The 23,904-nt window shown below is 36.1% G+C and carries 25 protein-coding genes; 8 read left to right on the forward strand and 17 right to left on the reverse strand.

What is annotated here, in order from left to right; translation table 11 throughout:
- Position 1: 1 nt before the first annotated feature.
- The 5 genes from G9C87_RS06790 to G9C87_RS06810 all read right to left on the reverse strand — a co-directional run bounded on the left by G9C87_RS06790 (position 2) and on the right by G9C87_RS06810 (position 4,065).
- A complete protein-coding gene (locus G9C87_RS06790; protein WP_172279421.1) occupies positions 2-1,030 on the reverse strand; it encodes a hypothetical protein in 1,029 nt (342 codons plus the stop codon).
- On the reverse strand, positions 1,020-1,826 hold the full coding sequence (locus tag G9C87_RS06795; RefSeq protein ID WP_172279423.1) for a molecular chaperone: 807 nt from the start codon (positions 1,824-1,826) through the stop codon (positions 1,020-1,022). Before G9C87_RS06795 ends, G9C87_RS06790 begins: the two co-directional genes overlap by 11 nt.
- A 77-nt stretch (positions 1,827-1,903) precedes the next feature.
- Positions 1,904-2,428: a hypothetical protein gene (locus G9C87_RS06800; protein ID WP_172279425.1), complete on the reverse strand. Its 525-nt coding sequence runs from the start codon at positions 2,426-2,428 to the stop codon at positions 1,904-1,906.
- Positions 2,429-2,735: 307 nt separating this feature from the next.
- A complete protein-coding gene (locus G9C87_RS06805; RefSeq protein ID WP_172279427.1) occupies positions 2,736-3,155 on the reverse strand; it encodes a hypothetical protein in 420 nt (139 codons plus the stop codon).
- Between the two features lie 79 nt (positions 3,156-3,234).
- Positions 3,235-4,065 carry a helix-turn-helix domain-containing protein gene (locus G9C87_RS06810; RefSeq protein WP_172279429.1) on the reverse strand — a complete coding sequence of 277 codons (831 nt, stop codon included), beginning with the start codon at positions 4,063-4,065 and terminating at the stop codon, positions 3,235-3,237.
- A 418-nt stretch (positions 4,066-4,483) separates the two neighbouring features.
- On the opposite strand from G9C87_RS06810, the gene G9C87_RS06815 reads away from it, so the two are divergent.
- Positions 4,484-5,626 carry a vWA domain-containing protein gene (locus tag G9C87_RS06815; RefSeq protein ID WP_172279431.1) on the forward strand — a complete coding sequence of 381 codons (1,143 nt, stop codon included), beginning with the start codon at positions 4,484-4,486 and terminating at the stop codon, positions 5,624-5,626.
- A gap of 96 nt (positions 5,627-5,722) precedes the next feature.
- Positions 5,723-7,177, forward strand: a complete 1,455-nt coding sequence (locus tag G9C87_RS06820) for a sigma 54-interacting transcriptional regulator (protein WP_172279433.1) — start codon at positions 5,723-5,725, stop codon at positions 7,175-7,177.
- 71 nt (positions 7,178-7,248) lie between these two features.
- Here the strand turns inward: G9C87_RS06820 and G9C87_RS06825 are convergent, their stop codons facing one another.
- The 4 genes from G9C87_RS06825 to G9C87_RS06840 form a co-directional block, all read right to left on the reverse strand.
- Positions 7,249-7,593 carry a nuclear transport factor 2 family protein gene (locus G9C87_RS06825; RefSeq protein WP_228456971.1) on the reverse strand — a complete coding sequence of 115 codons (345 nt, stop codon included), beginning with the start codon at positions 7,591-7,593 and terminating at the stop codon, positions 7,249-7,251.
- A 246-nt stretch (positions 7,594-7,839) separates the two neighbouring features.
- Complete coding sequence (locus G9C87_RS06830) at positions 7,840-10,713, reverse strand: glycosyl hydrolase (protein ID WP_172279438.1); 2,874 nt, start codon at positions 10,711-10,713, stop codon at positions 7,840-7,842.
- A 227-nt stretch (positions 10,714-10,940) separates the two neighbouring features.
- Positions 10,941-11,195 (reverse strand): hypothetical protein, encoded by a 255-nt coding sequence (locus G9C87_RS06835; RefSeq protein WP_172279440.1) that lies wholly within the window; start codon positions 11,193-11,195, stop codon positions 10,941-10,943.
- A 243-nt stretch (positions 11,196-11,438) separates the two neighbouring features.
- Positions 11,439-12,056, reverse strand: coding sequence for a tyrosine-protein phosphatase (locus G9C87_RS06840; RefSeq protein ID WP_172279442.1), 618 nt, complete (start codon positions 12,054-12,056; stop codon positions 11,439-11,441).
- A gap of 294 nt (positions 12,057-12,350) precedes the next feature.
- Here G9C87_RS06840 and G9C87_RS06845 point away from each other — a divergent pair, with 294 nt between their 5' ends.
- The 5 genes from G9C87_RS06845 to G9C87_RS06865 all read left to right on the forward strand — a co-directional run bounded on the left by G9C87_RS06845 (position 12,351) and on the right by G9C87_RS06865 (position 16,468).
- Entirely contained in the window at positions 12,351-12,767 is a 417-nt protein-coding gene (locus tag G9C87_RS06845; RefSeq protein ID WP_172279444.1) for an acyl-CoA thioesterase, read from the forward strand.
- A 148-nt stretch (positions 12,768-12,915) separates the two neighbouring features.
- A complete protein-coding gene (locus tag G9C87_RS06850) occupies positions 12,916-13,614 on the forward strand; it encodes a DUF1826 domain-containing protein (RefSeq protein ID WP_172279446.1) in 699 nt (232 codons plus the stop codon).
- Positions 13,615-13,745: 131 nt separating this feature from the next.
- A complete protein-coding gene (locus G9C87_RS06855; protein ID WP_172279448.1) occupies positions 13,746-14,213 on the forward strand; it encodes a cupin domain-containing protein in 468 nt (155 codons plus the stop codon).
- Positions 14,214-14,760: 547 nt separating this feature from the next.
- Entirely contained in the window at positions 14,761-15,237 is a 477-nt protein-coding gene (locus G9C87_RS06860; RefSeq protein ID WP_172279450.1) for a nuclear transport factor 2 family protein, read from the forward strand.
- Between the two features lie 10 nt (positions 15,238-15,247).
- Complete coding sequence (locus G9C87_RS06865; RefSeq protein ID WP_172279452.1) at positions 15,248-16,468, forward strand: epoxide hydrolase family protein; 1,221 nt, start codon at positions 15,248-15,250, stop codon at positions 16,466-16,468.
- A gap of 88 nt (positions 16,469-16,556) precedes the next feature.
- Here the strand turns inward: G9C87_RS06865 and G9C87_RS06870 are convergent, their stop codons facing one another.
- Entirely contained in the window at positions 16,557-17,672 is a 1,116-nt protein-coding gene (locus G9C87_RS06870) for an FAD-dependent monooxygenase (protein ID WP_172279454.1), read from the reverse strand.
- 101 nt (positions 17,673-17,773) lie between these two features.
- Between G9C87_RS06870 and G9C87_RS06875 the strand changes: the two genes are divergently transcribed.
- Complete coding sequence (locus G9C87_RS06875) at positions 17,774-18,727, forward strand: AraC family transcriptional regulator (RefSeq protein ID WP_172279456.1); 954 nt, start codon at positions 17,774-17,776, stop codon at positions 18,725-18,727.
- Positions 18,728-18,767: 40 nt separating this feature from the next.
- On the opposite strand, the gene G9C87_RS06880 is transcribed toward G9C87_RS06875, so the two are convergent.
- From G9C87_RS06880 to G9C87_RS06910, 7 genes are all read right to left on the reverse strand, one after another.
- The gene (locus G9C87_RS06880; RefSeq protein ID WP_172279458.1) at positions 18,768-19,199 is read right to left on the reverse strand and encodes a hypothetical protein; all 432 of its coding nucleotides are present in this window, start codon (positions 19,197-19,199) and stop codon (positions 18,768-18,770) included.
- A 53-nt stretch (positions 19,200-19,252) separates the two neighbouring features.
- Positions 19,253-19,669: a hypothetical protein gene (locus G9C87_RS06885; protein ID WP_194304233.1), complete on the reverse strand. Its 417-nt coding sequence runs from the start codon at positions 19,667-19,669 to the stop codon at positions 19,253-19,255.
- Between the two features lie 3 nt (positions 19,670-19,672).
- On the reverse strand, positions 19,673-20,029 hold the full coding sequence (locus G9C87_RS06890; protein WP_317168543.1) for an SMI1/KNR4 family protein: 357 nt from the start codon (positions 20,027-20,029) through the stop codon (positions 19,673-19,675).
- Between the two features lie 97 nt (positions 20,030-20,126).
- Positions 20,127-20,525, reverse strand: coding sequence for a transposase (locus G9C87_RS06895; protein WP_172279462.1), 399 nt, complete (start codon positions 20,523-20,525; stop codon positions 20,127-20,129).
- A gap of 281 nt (positions 20,526-20,806) precedes the next feature.
- Positions 20,807-21,748 (reverse strand): DNA/RNA non-specific endonuclease, encoded by a 942-nt coding sequence (locus tag G9C87_RS06900; protein ID WP_172279464.1) that lies wholly within the window; start codon positions 21,746-21,748, stop codon positions 20,807-20,809.
- A complete protein-coding gene (locus tag G9C87_RS06905) occupies positions 21,732-22,763 on the reverse strand; it encodes a trypsin-like peptidase domain-containing protein (protein WP_172279466.1) in 1,032 nt (343 codons plus the stop codon). Before G9C87_RS06905 ends, G9C87_RS06900 begins: the two co-directional genes overlap by 17 nt.
- Positions 22,764-23,903: a hypothetical protein gene (locus tag G9C87_RS06910; RefSeq protein WP_172279469.1), complete on the reverse strand. Its 1,140-nt coding sequence runs from the start codon at positions 23,901-23,903 to the stop codon at positions 22,764-22,766.
- Between the last annotated feature and the right edge of the window lies 1 nt (position 23,904).

Below are 23,904 nucleotides of genomic sequence, written 5' to 3' on the forward strand. Positions count from 1 at the left end.
GTTATTGAGGAATTATCTCGTATTGAATTGTAGTGGTATATTCTTCCGATCTGGCATTAATCAACCGTTCATCATTAGCGTTCGTGGAATATCTGATATCGTAATAAACATTAGAGCCTTTTGTAGAGCCTCCCGTTGCGATCAGTTGAGGTGTGGCACTTAAAGTAACCGGATATACATTTCCTTTATTATCTGCAACAGGCGTAAGACCCATTTTAACGGTTCCCAGAGGAATCGTATTCCCCGTTGGAGAATTAAACTGACCCTGAAGAGACTTCATCCTGATTTGATAATTCGTATTACTGCTTACAATCAAAGCATTGGTATACAATACACTCACGCCCTTTATGTAATCTTCCATACTTTTAAACTCCAGCGATCCATTGGTTGCATTCGCAGAAAATTTTAGTGAAAGCTCCGGAACTTCCGTTGGGGTTCCTGAAAGAACACCGATCTGAAACTGGAAATTATGATCCGTTTTTCCTATGATATTATTGTATTGATCATATGCCGTGAACTGTACAGGTGCCGTAAAAGTGATCCATGAAGGGTAATTTCCAAGGTAAGATCCTCCCGCTACATTCAGGCTGTATTTCACCTGAAGATTATAATATCCGTTAGGCTGTACAGGCTGATTATTCAATGGTGCATTGGACTGGGGGATTAAAAAAACCTCCTGTCCTTCCTGAAGAAAAACATGTAAAGGCATTCCGATCTGGGGAATCGTGGGAACAGGTCCGGGATAGGCCTGACCTGAGGAAGATACCGGCTGAAAAGAAATTTTATTGGCAGGCATTACATATTTTCCGTCATTGGAAGTAATGGGTTGCTTTAGTCTCATGGATACCCTCCAATGAGGAATATTGAATTGACCATTCCCTGCCAAAGTAAAAGTATAGGCATCCGGATTGGTATTAACGCCATAAGAATTGATCTGTAAATAGCTGTTTATCCATGAAGTATATGTTACTTGCGAAAAACAACCCACAGAAATCAGCACAAAGAAGAGGACGAGCTTTTTACTTTTCATAAGTGAAGCTTAGCTCTCCCAGTTCAAGATTGTTACTGTCCCCATAATCGATCATTACAGAAGCAGTGTATTTTCCTTTTTCAAGGGTGGAAGGCAAAGAAATATTCATTTCCCTCTTATTTCCCGGCATTGTATAAAAGATAACAGGATCAAGTGCCGTTTTCTTACCGTTTTCCACATTCACAAGGTCCGTATATACTTTTCCGTCAATCCACACATCTCCCTGGTTTTCAAAAAACAGATCCAGCTTGTTGCTCAATTTCCCGTAGACAAGATTCTGAATTTCAATTTTTTTAGTCCCCGGTAATGGCAGCTTATGAAAAAGCTTGATTCCGGATCGTATGCTGACCTTTATATGAGCCCCCTTACTATCTACATCATCCACAGGATTCATTTGACTGACATACAACACTGCAGTATGAGCTTTTAAATTATCCGATAAGGTGGTGGGAGCAGTAATGGTAACATCAATATCTTTTTTTTCGCCGGGAGCGAGCGTAAAATAATTTTCTTCTTTTTTCACAGACACCCAGCTTGCACAGGATGCAGGTCTTGTATTGGCTCCATAGGTCATATTTTCCCCTTTTTCATCATACTCCCAGTCACCGAGGCTTATGGCCAGATCCAGAGAGTTCTTTGCGCTTACATTCGTTACAGTTACTTTTTGAGTATTGCTATGTCCCGGATCAGATTCGAAATACAGCCGTGGTGGAGATACAGAGACTCCTGTTTGTGCAAAAATTGTAGAAAACAAGCCGCAGAACAAGGAGCAAAAGAAGAAAGAAAATTTTTTCATTACAGATACTTCATATTAAGAATAAAGTGCAGCAATAGACCTGCAACACTTTATCCTGTAATCGTATTTACATTATCTTATTGGGAAATAATAGTATACGTTAGCTCTGTAGTGTATACTGTAGGATCCTGACCCGCGATATAATTATCAAGATATGCGTTAGCTCCGGCTCCTTTGTATTCAATATTGATTTTTTTATCCACTCCTCCGTTAGAAGATGTTACCAATGTTGTTTCATTCGCTGATAGCTGCACATTTTGTGCATATTGAGCTCCGTTTACTGCCTCAGAACCAGCACTTGCTTTGATCTGAATGGTATTGGCCTGGATATTTTTACCCGCATTCTGTAAAGCAGCATTGGCACTTTTTACTTTTACCTGAAATCCACCGGTGCTGTAGATGCTCAGGTGATCTGCATTCACAGAAGAAACTCCGTTTACATAATCGTCTTTGGTTACATAGTCTAGGTTAACAACCTTCTGTGCATTATTCACAACAAGGGTCTGAATAGGCTTCAGTCTTACGTTTAGGGTTACATTCTGTTGAGCTTTCAATGTTGCAAATCCTACTAAAGCAAAACAAGCTAAGACACATTTCTTCATAGTTTAAAATGATGTTTGTATTAATTTTTAAAATTCGCTGCAAATGTATAGAGAAAGAAAGCCTGCATTCTTGTGAAAAAACACTTATAACTTGTAATTTTATGTAGTGAATTATTCACAAAAAGAAATAGCCTTTTATGAAAAAATCATAAAAAGCGTCGAATCATAAAACGATAGAACCGTTATTCCGTAAAAGCGCTATTATTTTAATCTCAAATAATTCACTTTTACGTATATATCGGTAAAAAAGGTATTTTAAAAAAATACCACGTATTGTGTAGTAATTTCCACAAGTCTTATTAAAATTTTACTGAGAAATTAGCGTAAGCACGACGTGATCAGCTTTAAAACCTGAGTCACAACCTGATTTTTTTAGTACAGCTTCTAATTTTTCATGTATTTTATATACCTTCTGAATTACTCCCTTTTGACGATCAATCAGATTATGTTCTTTGTAACAGTTATCATTGTTTTTAAGATTTGCACTATCCTCATTAAAGGTCTCATGATGTACTTTTACTTCAAAACCTGAGGGACTCGATACCGTCACGGATTTAAATTCCGGTAATCGAGACGTTGTTGCTCCGGAATCTTCTTCATCATTATTGATAGAAAATATCTGTGCCGGATACAACCGTACATTTAATCTCAAAGCATCAGAGTTCTGAGCAAAAGATTTTGCACAAGCAAAAAATAAAACAATTAATAAAAACCATTTAAAAAGCATATTGCCTGGATTTTTCACCAATCGGTTACATAGGTAAATATACAATAAATTCTATACCCACCTACAATAAATTCGATAATTATTTCATTTCGGAGGGATTTTTACCGGTATGTTTTTTGATAAAGTTGCTGAAATTCCCTTCATCACTGAAACCCAGCTCATAAGAAACTTCGGAAATTGTACAATTGGAAAACTTTAGGGCTTTTATACATTCGTTCACCAGTTTTTCAATGATCACCTGTTTTGCGGTTTTTCCCAGCATGTATTCAGTCATCTCCGTCAATCTCCTTGAAGATATACTGAGCTCATTGGCATAGTAAGAAACCTTTTTTGCCGTTTTATAATCCCTTTGCAAAATCACTTTAAACCGATTGACATAATACATATAATCGAATTTGAAATCATTTTTTATTTCTTCGGTAGGAATATGTAAGAAGGCATCCAGTATAAGCCTTTCAATGGCATTATGGGCAGCGGAAATATATAAGCTTTTATCTTTACGCTGAAAGCTTTCCATTCTTTCCATGAATACCACACGCATCTGTTCTATATTGATAAAAGGAGCAACAAAAACATCTGAATTATAGTTAAAGAAAAGCTGGGAGTTGATAAACAGGCTGTCTTTTGTCGATCTTTCATAAAAGGTTGAAGAAAATACGATCGCGAAGACATCGGATCTTTTTGTCTTGCCAAAAACGATTTTCTTCTGGGGACCTACAAATGCAATATTACCGGCTTTAATGCCGTACGCAACATCTTCCACCGTTAATGTAATATCTTCTAAAACAATATAAATACAAAAGTATTCCAGCGTGTTCATCTCCCTTTTGTTGTTATTTCTTTTTATGATATAATCCAACCGGTTGATACTAAACCCATTATCTTTTAACTGATCCGTTATTATATACATATTCCTCCCAATTCTGTAAACGAAAAATTCCTTTTAAATAAAACGAATATATAGATATAAAAATTTTGCCAAAATGGCTTTATAAAAGGAAAAATTATTAAAAATAATTTATTATAATTTAGTATATCATTACAATATCCATTAAAAACTTTCTGCAAATCAAAAGGGAAGCACGAAAATATCTGTATCGATTATATTTTCATTGCTTATCAAAGCCATTAGTATTTTCTATTTTCCAACAGGTATGTTGAAATGATATTTTCATAACTTGTAGTTTTTTAAATTCAATAAAAAATTAAGGAATATTGCAAATACATTTCGCTTTGATTCAGAACTGAAACAATCACTTCGTTCATTTATTACATTACAATTTTACTAAACAAAAAAAAAGCAGTTAACCGAAAAACCGCAATGTCTTATGACAAACAAATATTTAAATTTTCAAAAAGGTTTTACTTTCAGTAAACATATTCCGGAAGAAACATCAGATTTTGACCGGGTCTTTGATGTTTTTAAGGATCTGCTCACCCACACTTCCGGAGATATCGAGGAAGCCTTTCACTGGCTTGATCTTCTCGATAAGGAGTATGATATTTTCAATGATGAATATACGCTTCAGGACTTTGAGGAAGATCTGAAAAAGCGCGGATACATCAAAGAGGAAGATGATCCGAAAGACGGCAATACAGGATCCGGTAAAGGGAAAAATATATTAACCGCCAAATTAGAGTCTGCATTAAGAGAATATGCACTGGACCAGATTTTCGGTAAACTGAAGAAAACGGGAATCGGAAATCACCGCACTTCAAAAACGGGAATCGGTGATGAAAAAGATGGTGAGAACCGATCTTACCAATATGGAGACGAACTATCTTTGGTTAATATGACGGAGAGCTTAAAAAATGCACAGATCAATAATGGCATTTCTGATTTACGCATGACGGAAGATGACCTCATCGTAGAGGAAACAAAACATAAAGCTCAAATGAGCACCGTATTGATGATTGACATCAGCCATTCCATGGTTTTATACGGTGAAGACCGCATCACTCCTGCCAAAAAAGTAGCCATGGCATTAGTTGAGCTGATCAATAGAAAATACCCTAAGGATTCTATTGACATTATCGTGTTTGGTAATGAAGCCTGGCCTATTAAGATCAAAGATCTTCCTTATTTAAAAGTGGGACCGTATCATACCAATACGGTGGCAGGTCTGGAGCTTGCGATGGATATTCTCCGCAGAAAAAGAAATACCAATAAACAGATTTTTATGATCACCGACGGAAAACCGAGCTGCATTCAGCTGCCTAGCGGTGAGTTCTATATGAATAGTGTTGGTCTTGACGAAAAAATAGTTACACAATGCCTGCATAAAGCGGCCCAGGCCCGAAAGCTGAAAATTCCCATTACAACCTTTATGATTGCCCAGGATCCCTATCTCCGTAAATTTGTGGAAGTATTTACAGCACAGAATAAAGGGAAGGCGTTTCTTACAGGCTTGTCTGGTTTGGGGCAGATGATTTTTGAAGATTATGAAAAAAACAGGATAAGGAGAATATAGTTTGATGCTAGATTTTAGATCTTAGAATTTAGAGGTTAGATATATAGATTCTCATCCTTTTATTACAGTATATAGATTATTTATTTAAAAGAAACAATGAAAAACGATATTACATTCAAAGAGTTAAAAGATTCCGGATATACCCATAAAACAATTAGTCAGGAGATTCAGGCGAACCTTATTTCCAGGATTAAAGCTAAAGAACCCGTATTTAAAGGGTTACTGGGTTACGAAGACACCGTAATCCCTCAATTGAAGAAAGCCATTCTAGCAGGACACCATATTAACTTACTGGGCTTACGCGGACAGGCAAAAACAAGAATTGCGAGAAGCATGGTAGACCTTCTGGATGAATACATGCCTGCTGTAAAAGGATCTGAAATTAATGACAGTCCATTTCATCCGATCTCAAAATTCGCCAGAGACCTTATTGATGAATTGGGAGACGACACCCCTATTTCATGGGTACACCGCTCAGACCGTTTTTTTGAAAAACTGGCCACACCGGATGTAAATGTTGCCGACTTAATCGGAGACATCGATCCCATTAAAGCGGCCACCCTGAAGCTTCCATATTCTGACGAACGTGTGCTGCATTACGGAATGATTCCGCGTGCCAACCGTTCGATATTTGTTCTCAATGAGCTCCCTGATTTACAGGCCCGCATCCAGGTTTCGTTATTTAATATCTTACAGGAAGGAGATATTCAGATCAGAGGTTTTCAGTTAAGAATGCCTCTTGATATTCAGTTTGTATTTACAGCAAACCCTGAAGACTATACCAACAGAGGAAGCATTGTAACTCCTCTTAAAGACAGGATCGGTTCGCAGATCTTCACCCATTATCCCCGAACCATTGACCTTGCCCGTCAAATTACGGAGCAGGAAGCTCTTATATCACCTGAAGACAAATCAAGGATACAGGTTCCGGGTCTTGCAAAAGACCTATTGGAAGGTGTTGCCTTTGCAGCACGTGACAGTGAATATGTGGATGAAAAAAGCGGGGTAAGTGCCCGATTGACCATCAGTGCAATGGAAAACCTTGTGGCTGCCGCAAAACTGCGCTTAATAGAAACCGATGCAGAAAAAACAACGGTTCGCCTGCTTGATTTTATGTCTATCATTCCATCGATCACAGGGAAAATCGAACTTGTATATGAAGGGGAGCAGGAAGGAGCAGATTATGTAGCGAAAATATTAATCGACAGAGCCGTGATGGTACAGTTTGAAACGATTTTCCCACGCATTTCCAAGCTGGAGAAAGAGGGCATCAAAACTCCTTATACGGACCTGATCAAATGGTTCAACAAAAATCAGCTGGAACTGAACTACACGGATACGGATGAAGAGTTCTATTCCAAGCTTAACAGTATTGCTCCTCTGGTGCAGGTGGTTGAGGAAAACGCCTCCGAATTAAGTGAAGAAGATCAGAACTTCTGTAAGGAGCTTGTTTTATGGGCGCTTACCATTAACAAAAAACTGGACAAATCTGAAAATCAGACTGCCTTTACTTTTGATTCTTCAGGGGTAAGCCCTTTTTTCCGTAACTAAAGCTTTCGCTTATTCATCTTAAGATAAGCGTATCAATAATAAATCCTCCATTTTGGAGGATTTTTTTATGATCAGTTCTTTTCGATGACAAATGCTTTCAATTCTGCCATCTTTCCATCACGGAATCGCCAAACATCACAATAAGAATAATCAACAGCTCTCCCTTCTTTATTCTTCATGCTTATTCTTCCTATAGCCACCACATAATCATTTTCGGCTACTAATTTTTCTACTTTAAATTCAGGTGGTTCTGTATAAGCAACTGCCATATATTTTCTCACTTCTTCCTTTCCTTTCAAAACCTGTTCACCTACAAATGTCCACTGTGTATCATCGGTACAGTAGGAAAGAAAACCTTCATAATCTCCTTTAGCGATAGCTAGATTTGCTTTTTCAAGTACTGTTTTATTGTCCATATTCAAATTACTTTTAAAACGATGCTATGATAAATAATAAGGTGACCGGACAGCAGATAAAAAATCAGTTGATCCCATCATCAATAATGTTATAAATACTATTTTCATGCCTATATTACTTTAGATCAGGATATTCCTGACTCATCACAGACAAAGGTAAAACAGAGATTCGGGATCATGAATAAGAAAGGCTAAATGTAAGATACTAACAATAATGTAAGGAACAGACTTATGTTCCCGTAGGTCTCAGTAAATCGTTACAGGTCCTGTCAGTCCCAAAGATTGCAGGGGCTGGTCTTTCTTTTTCTGGTTGGTCCAGTACTGAGCCACTTCATTATTTTTAAGCGTTTTCATATAGTTTACCATAACGGTAATGACCTTAATTTCGATTTCATTTTCACCGATATGGAGCAAGCCATCGAGAGGATACACCCTTCGGCCAAACCATTGTGTTCCGGCTTCTGTTCCATTCACCTTTACTTCACAGATTCCATATACACTTCCAAGATTCAGGAAATCCTTGGTATCATGATCTCCAAGTTGAAATGTAGTACGGTAAACTACAGTTCCGGCAAAATGACTGTAAGAAGACAGCTCCTTAAGATCAGTAAGACGATCCAGCTTTTCTTTGTTGACGGTCCCGTCATAATGCCTGAACTCCACATCCCATCCAGTGCTCAGTTCTTTTACTTGAGTTCCTGTTAACGGATGAGCTTTCCACATGGTTCCTTTTCTATGATGATCAAAAACAATCAGTTTTGAGTCTGCAGGACCTAAATTTATATGAAAAAGCCCCTCTTCTACTGCCAGCTTATTTCTCCTGCCTGTTGTCGCATCCCACAACCACGCCTGTTTACGCTTAATGATATCCTGATCAAATTGAATATCCAGTGAAGCACTATGCCTGCTGCTCGAATTGGTCAGTAAGAATAGCTCTGCATCTGTTGCCTGATAACGCACTTGAGTTATAAAGGACTCAGGTTTCCGGATTTTCATATAGGGCTTTAGGCTGTATTTCTCCTGTACGGTTTTATACCACCCTGAAAAGTCAGCCGTAGGTTTATGCAATACAATGAAACGGTCAGGATAAGCCTCCATCTTTCTCACCCATTCCTTCACTTCCTGATCTCTTTTTTCATAATTATTCCAACCCGTTGATCTTTCGGGAACCGTTTCAATGCAAAAGACTCTTCCACCCTCCCTTATAAAATCATACAGTTTGCTTGCTGTGGCTGTATCCACACTACGCACTTCAATTAAAAAAAGAGTATGGTATTTTCTGCTTCCATACGTAAGGAATCCTTTTTTTACTTCCGAGTCTTGGATCACACGTTCGGAAACATAATCACAAGCGTTACCATTCTGATGAATGGATTCCCAGATCAAAGACTGATATGCCGGCGATACGATAACCGGAAAAGGTTCCATCTGAGCACCGTATTCCGACCACTGATCAGCAAAGGGAGCTAACAGCCCAATGTCGGCAAACATGCTAGCCTGCTGCAATACCGCCGATAACCTAGCACGATAATCTGTGTAATGTTTAAAATAAGGCCACATCGTATTCTTTTCATTAAAATATCCACCATAGGTAATCCAACCCGGAAAAGCTGCTTCCGGCGGAGAATAATTAAATCCATGAAAAACGGGATGTGTAACTCCCGATATCGTACTTTGATCCCCTGCTATTTTGAAAATTTCCAGAGACTCATTGAACACCATGTCAGTATTGGTAAGCTCTTCGGAACTGATCAGTTTTTTATTCTTCAGATGGGCTGCAGAAGAAACCAACTTATTGATCATCGTGTTTCCCCTGCCAAGATGCCAGGGATATTGTGTGAATTTCTCTTCACTGATATCTTCTCCGATACCGTATTTCAGCCAGTTTTCACATTCTGGAATATCAATTTCAAAACTTCCTTCCAATGGAAAATAGCCTCTTCCATAGGCCTGCGCTCTCGATTGTATTTTATTCTCTTTGCACCAGTCTACATAGGGAGTAACAAACCTTTCTTCAAAAAGCTCTGCTTTGGTAAGCTCAAAATCATACCGCATACGGTCTGTCATTTTTTTGAACACTTCGCCCGTCTTTACGGGATATTGGATATTCTGCCCCGTGGTATTTCCCATTGCTCCAATTTTAAATAATACAAAGGGCAAATAAGGATAAATATCATATCCTCTCCTTCTTTTAAACTCTGTGATCATATCCTCACTCCAGTTGGCCCCCTCTATTTCCAGACTATCCACAAAGAAAGAGCGGACATAGCCTGCAAGAGGTCCTGTTTTTCGCTGAATGCTATCACTCATCCTGTTGAGGTATTTTTTCACGGCAGCAGAATTATAATGATTCAGAACAGGTCCCATCCCACCTGGGGCTCCCTGGATCACCCGCATAAAGCGTTCTATTTTCACCAATCCATAAACCGCATAATCACCTTTGGGTATTGAAACTTTTATCATTCCGCTTTTAATCTGGTCCGAAAGATCCATCACTTCGTCTATCCTATTGAGCGGATCCGGCACAAGTTTTACGTCCAGCATTTCCATCGTCCTTCCGCTGTATGGGCTGGTAATCGCCGGATCGGCTTCTTTATAAAGATCAAAAAGAGAAAATTCTGTGGTAAGAGGACCCTTTAATTTTTTTACGGCGATCACCACTATTTGTGAGCATTCTTCTTTTTCTAAAAAATCGCCACCCATGGGAAAACCCGTACCCACCAATATATCACAGGTCATCTCCAGAGATTTAGCTTCTTCCAGCGTAAATTTCAATAAGTCTATCCATTCGTCACTTAGCCAATCAATACTTTGCTTCCCCATGTCATCCGTACGCGAAGGAAATGATATCGGATTGATCTCAACCCCTCCTATTCCCGCATCCTTTAAAATCCTGAGCTCCCTGGCAAGTTCTGATCTTTCAATTTTATTGCCATTCCACCACCAACGTACAAATGGACGGTACCAATTTTCCGGATTACTGAAAACTTCAAACAGTGATTTACCTGACCGTAAATGTTCTTCCCGCAACATGGCACTGGCGTAGGATGGTAGTATATTCGCAAGAACCAAGCCGGATGCAGCAACTGAACACTGTTTCAAAAATTCTCTTCTTTCCATGGATCGTTTTTATATTAAAATTACGCCGGTGTAATGACTACATAGGCTATGTCCTGTTTATGAGAGAGCAGGATTATCAAATTTAAAAGATTTGCCTATAATATAACAGTTTTGTAAAAAATAATAAAAGAGGATATCTCTGGAGATATCCTCTTTTATACTTCACCTTTCCGGTGTAAGATCCGATAGATACTAATTTTAATCAAGCTGATCTAGATTCTGTTTAATTACCACGGGGCACCATTTCGGGCACATAAAGTAGAGCACTCTTCAAGTCCTCCCGGATCAGATGGTGAGCTGGGTTGATTTGAGGCCCAAGCTACACAGCAATTAAAACAAACATCATAACTATCATTGGACCAGTCATCACAAATCCCACCACCAACGGCTTTTTTTGCGCCTGTTACATTTTTCAATTTAGTTCTGCTAAGTAATTTTGCATTTTTCATATTAAAAGATTTAGTGTTATGCCATTCAATCATGCAAGAACGGCTTTTGCAATCAGTGATTATATCTATATTTTTTAAATATCATCCTTCTTATTTAGCCCTTTGGTAGGGTTTTAATAACTCTTTCAACGAATGTATTTATAAAATACTTCTTAAAATTGTAAAAATGTAACTTACAAATAAAAAATCCAGGGAAGTGATTCCCTGGATTAATTTATAGGTTAGGATTACAGTATATTGAAATACTGACTTTTTATGTTTTAAATCAGAAACGAATCAGTTAAATACCTGTCCTTTGATGTAATCAACATCCACATCCCTGATATAATCGATAAGATTGGTATATTGGGAATGGAAATGGTAGCCTCCTTCTGTCATTTCTTCAGTGGCATCCTCTTTACTCCAGTTCTGGAAAATAATACGGTACATCGCCATCGTAACACCGGTTCTGTCACTACCATGAGCACAATGCACATCAATAGGTTTTGGGGCGGTTTTTATTATCCGCAAAGCTTTAATGATCTCAACATCTGATACCGATGAAGCATTCATGGGAACATTATACAGGTTACCTGCATAGTTAGTTCCTCCCACATGATCTGTATGACCTTCCCTCAGATTAAGGATCGAAGCAATATGTTTTTGCTCAAGAAAATTAAAGCCCGCATTGTCAGGCTGCTCACTTCTATACACATCATTATTTACTTTATACAGATTATCAAAAGGAGAACCTGAAACTTTTTGAGCCCAGGTCTGGGGCCTTGAGGTTTTGGATGTGACGGACAAGTTGGAACTTTGGAAAACATTGCCCGATTTTACCAGTGAATCATCAGAATTTTCAGGAGCACAAGCCAGTGTACTTAATGCCAGCAGGATAAAAATTGCTTTTTTCATGTTTTATTTTTATTATTAAAATGATCTGTTTATTGGCTACCATCATGACGTGACCGGAATTCCAATGGTAAGGAATCTTCAACGATCTGTCATCTATTTTAGAAAAAGTGGGTACAATCGGGATGAAATAATGGAAACAAAAGTATAAATAAATCACAATATATCAATACATAGAGAAATATAATACATTAAAATATTATTAAATTTTCTTTGTGTAGGTTAAGATCTCTTCGTTCAATTTTGATTTGGCGCCAATTATAATTAGCTTTATGTATTAAATATAGAATTATCATTATGAAATATTCAAAAGAATATGTGACTAAAGAAGAGCACATTGATGTACAGGGAATTATGGACGGTTTATATTATCCGTTTTATATGGAATATTGCAGACACCAGTATATTGATGAGGTTTTGGGATTTAACCTTGAAAATGAAGCAAAAAATGGGGTTAATATGGTTTTATCAGGATACACGATCAGTTTTCTCAGGTCTCTGAAAAAAGGAGATACCTTTACGGTAACCTGTGAACTGTTCAGGGATAAAGGTGATGCTCCTAAGATTCATTTCAAGCAATCCATTATCCTGAATGGTAAGATAACAACAAAAGCAACTTTTACCGGAACTTGTGTGCCTGCAACCGGTGGCAGGCCTTTTCTTCCTGAATCTTTAAAAGCACTTATTGAAGAGGCACCTGTTTTGGAAGACTAGTGTTTTTTCCATCACATTATAAAAAGCAGGTATAAAACCTGCTTTTCAATTTTCATATCCAGCCCTGTTGGAGACAAATCAATTTACAGTTATCTTCAATTCCTTACTTTTGTAAAGTATTAAACGGCTTAACAGTTTATTCCATCATATGAATCCTATATTTTCCAGCAGCAAACAAATTGAAGTGGTATCTTCCTTTTCAGAACTCATCGATACCGATTTTTACGGAACTATGAATGCAATCTGCTGGCACAGGAATTTAATCGGAGACTTTAAAGAAATTGTCTCTAAGCTTCATTTAAAAGATCATATTACGGAAGTTTCCACTGACGATCTTTTGGCATTACCACTTTCAGAAAAAGGAATTAGTGCGAGGGAAACGATTCTCAATGATTTACGTTTATTGGAAGACTTCGGGGCATTGCCTTCCCTCAACCTGCTTAAAAATTATGACCGGGACGAGGAGCTGGATTTTATCTCAACCGATGTGTATTCATATCACGTAGACCGTTCCCCCATTGGTACCGATACTTTTTTGTGTACTTATCACGGTGCTCCCAGTGAAATTATACCCAATGACCAGGTGGAGCAAAAAATTCTGATCCCCGAGATCAGGGAAAAGCTTAGAAAATTACATGACGGTCCGGAAGCAGAATTTGAAGATTTCCTGAAAGAATACTTCTTCGACCTGCACTATCAGCCAAAGCTTAATGCTGAACCCGTAAGTCTTGGATCAGGGCATCTTTGGCGACTGGCAGTAGATCATCCGGAACAAAAAGTTCTTCCTTGTGTTCACAGGGCTCCCATTGAAAATGATGGCGAATACCGCTTACTTCTTATTTGCTGAGAACGTTATTGATATTAACGAATCTCTTTTTATAATCCGGAACATATAATGATACATACTGAATTGCTTGCAATGCTGCTTAATTTTTGGTACCTTGAAATCCTATTTTATCCATTAATCATGACCTCACAATGGCCGATACCGTAATATTATCTGAAGGAGCAGAATTTGACCACGTTATACAAGAAGTTTCAAAGTATATCCACCTGTATGTAATGGCATTCCAAAAAGATGAAAGAACCATTACCCGCGTTGATAAACGTGAAGGTATGTATGGCGGAAAAGGAACCGTTTATATGTTACAAATGTTCGGCGATAAAGAGCTAGCCAATAATCGCCTGGCTGCTTATATGGTCTTGCTGAACAAAGGAGACGAATCCGGATATCATAGCCACCATGCAAGAAATGAAGAAGAACTTTATGTCGTTGTTCATGGAACAGGAGAATACCGGGAAAGAACAGGAACTCACGGACCCGAGCGTAAAAAAACACTTCAGAAAGGTGATATTACAGCCATCAGTTCAATAGGTTATCATTCCATCGAAAACACAGGCGATGAACCTTTGATCATGTTTGTTATTACGACTAACAATCCCTAGATCAATGTGCTAAAGCCGGAAATTCCTCCTATGATCAGTAACAGGAACTATACTCTTTTCTTCTTCACAAATACAAATTCCAGAAAGCAGAAAAACTTGCCAATATTTTTATAATATCGGACTCAGTATTCCCTTGGCTATATTTAAAATACCATCTATTTCCTTTTGCATAATCATTTTCTCGAATTATTTTCCAAATGATCTACCATGATTTGGGATCATATTACACCAGCACAACTAATACAGTACAAACGGTTTTGTTCACCAATTTATTTCCTATATTTTTGGTATATGCCTGTCATTATGCTATCAATACCTTATTCTATTTCGTAGAATTACTTACTTACATTACAGATGAAATTGGTAAAAGAAATTACTTCTGACACAAAATTGGAGATTTATAATACTATTATCAATTGTTTTTATCTCTTTCTCTAAACAAAAGGTTCAGTGATATAATCAATGTAACTGGTATACTTTATTATACTGGTAACAAAAGTATATCATTTTTACTATAAATTTGTCTGAGAATTATAAAATATAAACAATGAATATAACACATTTAGAAAAATTAACAATCACAGACGATATAAGAACAGTCATGGCAAAATATGTCCGTCATGCCGACAGCAAAAACTTCACTGAACTTGCAAATTTATTTACGGAGAATGGAATATTTACTCCATTAGATGTTAACGGTGAAACACTCGTCCAAATGGCAGGGAGAAGAGAAATAGAAAATAAGATTTCGGAAAGTGTGGGAAATGCGACAGCAATTCATCATTTATTTTCTTTTGAAATAGACATCGAATCTAAAGAAATGGTCCATGCAGTATTTTCTATGGAAGATCATCTCATAAGACCGGAAAATGAAGAAAATATATTATTGAAAGACAGCAATGTACCAGTATTTAGAACATTACATGGTTTTGGACATTATCATGGTGATTTTGTTAAAATCAAAGACACATGGTTTATAAAAAAACTCATACAAACCAGATTAAAATTAGATTTCACATATTAAAAAAAGAAAAATGAATACAGACTTAAAACCTTTCGAAATTAATGTATCCGGGGAAATCCTTAAAGACCTGGAAACCAGATTAAAAACAACACGTTGGTCAGAGGATTTAAATAATGAAGATTCTTATTATGGCATCAGTACGGCATACCTCAAAGATATTGTTCATCATTGGATTAATAGTTATGACTGGGAAGCAGCACAAAAGGAACTAAATTCTTTTAACCAGCATAAAATAGAAATTGATGGCCAGGCTATCCATTTTATTTACGAAAAAGGTAAAGGACCAAATCCTACACCGATTATCCTGTCTCATGGCTGGCCTTGGACTTATTGGCATTGGAGTAAAGTCATTCGCCAGCTTACCGATCCGGCTTCCTACGGTAGAGATCCTGAACAGTCATTTGATGTGATTGTCCCATCGCTTCCTGGGTTTGGTTTTTCTACGCCTGTAAAAGATGGAGAAATGAATTTTTCGAAGATGGCAGAACTTTGGCATAAACTGATGACAGAAACTTTGGGTTATAAAAAATATGCTGCTTCAGGAAGTGATTATGGAATGCTGGTAACCGCTCAATTGGGACATAAATATGCAGAAGAGCTTATCGGTATCCATTTGGGACAGGAAATGCCATTAACAATTTTCCAAAGCGAAAGACCATGGGACTTAACAGAAGGACAGATGATACCTAAGGAAGCCTCTCCCGAGCTACGTGAAGGCATCATCAAGTTCCAGCGTACCTATGCTTCCCATGTTGCAGTCCATATGCTTGATGCTCAGACCATCACACATGGATTAAATGACTCTCCTGTTGGAATGTTGGCATGGATACTACAACGTTGGAAAAAATGGAGCGACATCAATGGAAATTTTGAAGATGTTTTTTCGAAAGATGATATCATTACATTTGCCATGATCTACTGGGTAAATCAGGCTATTGGTTCTTCTATACGTGTTTATTCGAATGCTAACAGATATCCCTGGAAGCCATCACATAATAGAACTCCAATAGTAGAAGCTCCAGCGGGATTTACTTTCCTTACAGGAGACGCTTACCCGCCTCTGGGTACTGAGGAAAACCGTGTTGGTATTTTCGAAAACGGTCCTATGGCATCACAATTTAACACAATCTATGCTAAAGCATTTAAAAAGGGTGGACACTTTGGTCCATGGGAAAATCCAGAGGCCTTTATTGAAGGTATAACAGATACTTTTAGATTACTTAAAAATTAAACGTACACGCAAGGCCTACTGATTCCAAATCCTTGTAAATACCCAAAATTCTTAACCCCAATATGTGTTGGAATCAATTCATAAGGGGTTATTTTTTATTATCATTACTAAACGCCAGGAAAGATGCCTGTAATTCTTCTTCTGTTTCAGGTAACTGAACTTTTAAACCCCATTTAATGCGAGACTGAATGCTTTCCGCAAAAGGTTTGAAGGTTTCATTATATTTTTTAAAAGCAGTTTTATAATCATCATTTGCAACAAGCTCCTTTGCTAACAAAGTTGCGCCTTGCAATGCGAGACTTGTACCCATTCCCGTAAAAAAACTTGGCGCGTGCGCAGCATCACCAACCAGGGCTACACGTCCTTTAATCCAGGTCGGCATATGGATCTGGTTCGCTTCATCAAAATATAAATCGTCGGAATGAAGCATGGAATCTAAAATTTCAGGAATTTTCCAATTCGTATTGTTCCCAAAATATTCTTTCAGAATTTGTTTTTGTTGTTCTGTATTTCTGTAATTCCAATCCAGTTCCGGAGCTCTGAACATCAGTATTGCATTAGCTCCATCTTTGAAATGGTATATTACAGCCTGCTTACCCAGCTCACGATATACGATTCCCGTATTACCTGACCTGCCTGTTTGTATATGATCTGCTTTGGTAAAAGCAAAGTAAACACCGAAAAACTTTTTGAAATTTTCTTCAGCACCAAACACCAGTTTTCTTACTATTGAGTGGGTGCCATCTGCCCCAAATACAAAATCAAAACTTCTGTTCTCCCCCTTTTCAAAGGATATCTCAATACCATCTTCATGTTGGATCAATGTCTTTATGCTGTTTCCGAAAATAAATTCTACCTCCTTCTTAGGTACAATATCAAAAATAAGTTCTACCAGGTCACTGCGATGGATTTCAATATCACCAAGATATTCTTCCATTGCATTTATTGAAAAACGACTCAATGTGTCGCCTTTAGCATCCACGATTTCATCGGTATGGATAAACTCACGGTCTTTAATTTTTTGTAATATTCCCATTTCTTTTACCACATCCAGTGCTTTACCCCGGACATCGATAGGTGAACCTCCTTTCCGAAGACCTTTACCTATTTCTACGACAGTTACCTCATAACCATATTTGTTTAACCAATAAGCCAAAGTTAATCCGGCGAAACTTGCACCTGATATCAAAACTTGTTTTTTCATAACTTAAGAATTTAATTGTTCTATAACATTTGTTATATCAAAATTACCAGTAACTTTACGATTAAAATACCTCAATAACTACTAAAAATAGTCGTAAAAATATGAAAGACGAAGGTCATAAAGATATAGACAGCAGAATTCTTGAGTATGCAAGCAAGGTAGGACTGACGACAAAAGATGAGCTACAGCATTTCGAGGTCAAACTTTTTAAAGCTTTTATTTTTTTACCAGATATGGCGATGCACTTTGGTTCAATGATCGCTAAAAAGAATTTTACACGACAAACTGCAACATCCGTGATTAAAGACAGTATTGGTTTTTTATTTTACAACATCTTTGAAGATCATAATCAAAATACGTCCGGTACAATCAAACCGCCTTCAGATGCCACATTTGTACGTATATTTCCATTTACAATACCACAAAAAATTCATTTCATAGAAAATACACAGGCTACCTATGTTTCAATTAGCATCAGTGCCGAGTATTTGAAGAGTTTTTTAAAAGAGGAATCCGAATATTTTCAGTTTCTTTTCGATAATACCAACAGCTTTCTGATTGAAGAATTGATGACCGATGATATTTTGCGCACCGTAAATGATATTGTAAAAAAAGAAACTCCGGCAACAATGAGAAGCTATTACTATAAAATCAAGGCTATGGAGTTGCTTTTTTATTTATTTGAGAGTTTACGAAAGCGGGAAAATTCTACCCATCAAAAACTAAGTCGGAAGGAAATACAATCTATTTATCACGTACGCGACAAAATTGTTTCCTCATTAAGCCAGCCAACCAGCATTGCAGAACTGAAACAAATGGCCGCAATGAACGAGCTTAAGCTCCGCCGGATATTCAAGCAGGTCTTTGGTATGGGCATTTACGATTACTATCAGCACCTACGTATGAAAGAAGCTGCCCGGCTTTTGCGGGATGAAAAACTGTCGGTATCAGAAACAGGCTATCAAATGGGGTTTGAAAATCTAAGTCACTTTTCAAGGGTATTTGAGAAGCATATGGGTAAAAAACCGAAAAAATATAGTCATGATATGAAATAAAATCACGTAATTTATTTGAAAGTCGTAATATCATTAAGCACTACCCAAAAATCAATTCATTTTCAAATGTTATATTTATACATTTTTTTAATTTCGGAAACCATAAATATAAATGCTGTGGTATAGATAAAAAGATTTTTTTTAATCTTATAAAATCTTTAAAATTAATTTCATATCCTAACTCAGTCAAGTTATCACCAATAACTACTATTTTTTCATTCAACATTTCAGGAAAAGCCTGAGAAATTTTCAAAAATTCATCATCTATTTTTTCTAATAGTATAGCTTCTGACCTAAAATTAATCAAAAATAGTGGTTTCCTCTTGTCCCAATCAATCCCATTAAATCCCATAGGATAATTTTGTTCTAACTGATTAATAAAATCATCAATATTTTCATGGACCTTTATTACATCTTCTAGAATTTCATTTTCAAATTCTACCAATATTTCGTTGTCGTATTTTGTTTTCATTTATTTTAAGAATCTTGTCAAAATTAAATTGGAAATGTTGCCCCTTTAAATTATTATAGATCTTCTATATCTGCTCCTTGTATGTCATATTTTTCCAATAACAAATAAGCACGTTCTGATATTGCTAAACCATTTTTTTTAGTAATAAAAAAATCATCTTTATTTTCCTCTCCAGTTATTTTAAGCCAAAAGAAAATCGGGAGATCTTTATCTGGATAAAGTTCCAGAAAAGTTTCAGATTTATAAATTGTCACATTGTCAAAAATGACTCCAGTAAGATTTTCTGATTCTATTCCACTTCTTAAAGCATTTGTAACAATATAACAGGGGAAAGATTCAAGAATATCATCTCCCAACCAACCATCAAACTCATAATGAAGACTTTTAACTACAGGAGGAAAAAATGAATTATCCATTTGTGTTTTCTCTCCTAGCCCGCCTGCTACTACTGGCTCGATCACTTTATACATAATTTAATATATTTCCAATTCGTTGTTTTCAAACTTATAAAGAAATTCAGAAAATGAATTGGCAAGCAAAACAGCATCATTCTCTTCCATTCCAACAAATGGTATGGAATAAATATTATTATTAGTTTTATTAAAAAAGATACCTACGCCTCCACCATTAGTTCCAATCGCTACAAAATTAGCAAGCAATTCTTCTGTTTCATATTCCTTAATAATTTCCTCTGATTTCTTTAATGGAAATAATTCGATGTAACCACTTTCCGAATTAATTTCATTGTCTTCTAAGTTTTTCATAAAAGAAATATAGTCTTCTGGAAATTCAAATTTATTGTTCATATCTAATTTTTTTATATTATATATTGAATGAACTCTTTTTTACTTTTCTAGGAAACATTTCCATTACTATATCAGGATGACGATCCATTAATCTTGATATTTCCATCATAAAAATATAAATTTATTCTTCTATTAATTCCAAGAATAAACTCTGTAAATCATCATTAATTTTTGTACCACTATTTTCAGTGCTCAAAATAAATTCCTCTTCAATTCCTTCAGCAAATGTTGATCCGTCTAAGACTCCAAGAACATGTGACAAAGTATTAATTTCTACTATCTTCAAAAACTGTAAAAAATTTTTTTTTTCTTCTTTAGATAAATTTATGTAGATAGGTAAAATTCCTTTCCATATAGGGTCTGTCGCTTCATTTGTAGTGTCTAACAAGTTTTGATATACTTTTAAGTTTCCATTAATAACATCTCTGTTAAGGATTTTCACTAATTCTTCTGGTGTCATATTTTTAAAATTACTATTTCCCCCTCCGCTGGCGCGAGCGTTACGCCCGTTGCCATTCACCTCACAAATTTAAATCTATTTCCAGAATTTTCTGGTCATCATTACAGTAGTTTCTTACACTACCATATTTCCATTTGTATATTCTGTTACAAAGCTACTTTCAGGGCCCATTAGTATTAAATAATAAAAATCCGAGAAAGTGTACCTTCTCGGATTTATAGATAGATTGTTAATCTTTATTAGGGCACGAGCGTGACGCTCGCGCCAGCAGGGGGAGTTGTTATAGTAGATAAAAGCATAAAAAGTCAATAGGTGTGACACATATTGATTTTTTCTCATTTTTAAAGTACGATATTTTGTATAGTAAATCCTAGAAAATCTTTGGGATCCAAATCATCACTTTCTAAATCCGGATCGATTTCAATTTCATTTAATATAAGTTTTAAAGAACGTTCATCATTGTAAATATCGATGGCGGAAGAAAAGGTTATTCCACTAAGTTCTTCAATTAAAGGAACTTTTACCTGATATGTTTCAGAATCCTTGAACTTCATATATAAATCACTGTCATTTTCCAGATCCATTATAATATTGTCTTCCAAGAGCAACTTATTTTGATTCATCATAAAACCAACTCTATACAGTTTTCCATCATTTTTTTGGAAGATAACTACTTTCCAAAATAGTATCGGAATTCTAACTTCGCTATTATCTACTCGAGTCACAAAAAATGGATTCTCATCAGAAAGTACCGGCCCAGTAAATACACAAACTTTTAAATTATTTACTTTTGATTCAGTATGTAAAATATAATCCTCAAGACTGCGCCAAATCACCCTATTTAATCTTTTATGCTGTGGAACTGCATTTGGAAAATAGAAAGTTGAATCTGCAGCATACAATGCCTTCGCCACCGTATCGCCCCATTGAACATCTTCACGCTTTGTCATATGACCTCTGTCGAATTGGCTATTTGCGGTTGTATAAAGTTCACTTCCCCACTGTGCATCTTTCGATAATCTTGGGTCTTTACGCCAATAATCTTTTCTTGGCGCCTTCTTAAACATTTCCCCGTCAACGTTTGTTGCAGTGTAAAAGGGAAATTTATGTAATTTGGAAATTTGTAAGCTATAATTTACATAATGAATTGTAGTACTGCCATTTACGTCTCCAGACAAATCCTTTATTTGATCTGCATTAAGCTCTGGAAGCGAGATTTCATGTCCCTGAATAAACTGTGATTGGTATCCCTTAAAAAGTACTTCATTAATTATTTTTGCCATGGCTTGATTTAATAAATTCTACAATTGGATTAATTACGATTCCTTCATTACGCGATTTGAAACCTTTGGGAAGTTCAACTTCGCCATTTCTTTTTTCCCCACCACTATGATGAAGAGCTACAACTTCCCATCTTGAATTAAATACGGGAGAGCCGGAAGATCCTTTTAAGGTATCTGTCAGATATTGCACTATCCTTTCATCAGAATAAGTTATTATATTGTGATAAAGCGATATTTGTTTCATTTCTCCACCAGGATGCTGTATTATATTTACAAATTTATCTTCTGGAAGATCTGTATGATCCAACTCCAAAAAACCATAATTCTTTAATTGATTTTCATCGTCTTTAAGCTTACACACTGTAGTATCTAATTCATGGATTCCGGAAGAATACCAAGGTCCTTCTTCATCAATATAAAAACTTTTTGATGCCACACTATTATCATTGATATCCAATTCGAAATCAAAAACTATTCTAATTTTGTCAATCTTATCTTTATCCGGAAGAACATGATAATTTGTGATAAAGAAGAGATCATCAATTCCTTTTACTTTTATTAAAAATCCAGTTCCCTTTCCAACCATATTACCTCCTTTATCAATTTCTACTTTGGCAACAGCTTTGCTTTTTATTACACCCTTTGCTAAAAAATTGATTGGAAGTAAAGTACTTTGTTCCATTGTCAACTTTTCCAGTTGCAAATTTTCAAACTTGTGCCAAATAGGATTAATGTCTTTATCTAATGTGTAATCAATCTCTTGTTCCGACAACGCCGCTTTCAAAAATGGATTTTCGGGATATATATTAAGAACCGCTCTTACTACTTCGTCCACAGCGTGATGTTTATCAGCTTCATATAACACATTATTCCAAACATTCATCGCACTTCCAGTTGTGTCAATATGCTGAATTTTTAAACCAGCGTCTCTGACATATTTTGGTATGCTGTCTTTAATGGGAACTAAATCACTTAATACATCCGTTAATTGTGTTAATTTTATTGTCTTCCCCATTTATTTAAATATTTTTACGTTTTCATAAGTTAGTCGATCAACTAGGGTTTCTATCTTATTCTGTTTAATACACTGATTAATTAATTGGTTGCTAAATTCAACCGCAGAGCCTTCCATTATTCTATTTGGATTAATACCTACCATCCTTGACAATGTTTTCAAGGAAGCAAGAGAATCATAATGTATCGGGAGTTTTATCATTAGCTGTTCCAATGAGACTTTTTTAAAAAATGTATCTCGAATTCGATGCTGCAACAGTTCTAAATTGGCTCTTTCAGATTCTTTATTTAGATCCGATGACGAAACGTATCTTGATGGGAATAATGGATTTACCATATTTGAAGAAATTAAATACTCCCCAAACCTATCTTCTTTTTTCGCATAATTATGAAAAAAATCAACAATATTGTCTTCTGCATTTCTAGATTTTGAATCAGATGTAACATACACATAGTCATAAAAATACCCTTCATCTTTCTCGTATTCCATAATAGAAAATGGATGGTAAACAACAGGGAATTCATATTTACTCATGATTTCTATTTTTTCGATTGAGTCGATAACTAAATACCCCCTAGGAATGTTATCTGTTGAAGCAAACCGCTTACTCCAAGTTTCTTCCATCGCCTGCCATTTAGCTTCTTTAATTCTGACTAAAAACCCGTGTTTTATAAAATTGAGAACTTCAGGAAATATTAATAATGGTATTCCTAGGGACGAATTAAAGGATGAGGTTGCAGACATTAAAATCTTACCATCAGATGTTGGTGGAAGCAAAAGTGTACCTATACCACCCATTACCATTTGAGATTTTCCAGTTGGATTAAATTCTTTAAATTCTCTTATTACTTTAGTTATATTACTTTCAGCATTTAATCTCAAATTCTTTGAACTAGGCATATAATATAATCCCGGTACTCTTGCGATCCAATCAGAAATAACAAAATCGACCAAAGAAACTTTCTTGTTCCAATAGTAATCTGGATCATTTAAAACTTGATACCAGAATTCCTCATCCGTATAGAATGTTGCTATATCATCCTCAGTTTCTTCTGGTTCTGTTGCTCCAACTGCCGCAAGAGAATAATTTTCTAAAGTTTCTAAAAAGTTAGTCCCTTTTTGAAGTTCAAATAGGCTCATG

The sequence above is a fragment of the Chryseobacterium sp. LAM-KRS1 genome (assembly GCF_013184525.1).
In the GTDB taxonomy this organism is placed as follows: domain Bacteria; phylum Bacteroidota; class Bacteroidia; order Flavobacteriales; family Weeksellaceae; genus Chryseobacterium; species Chryseobacterium proteolyticum.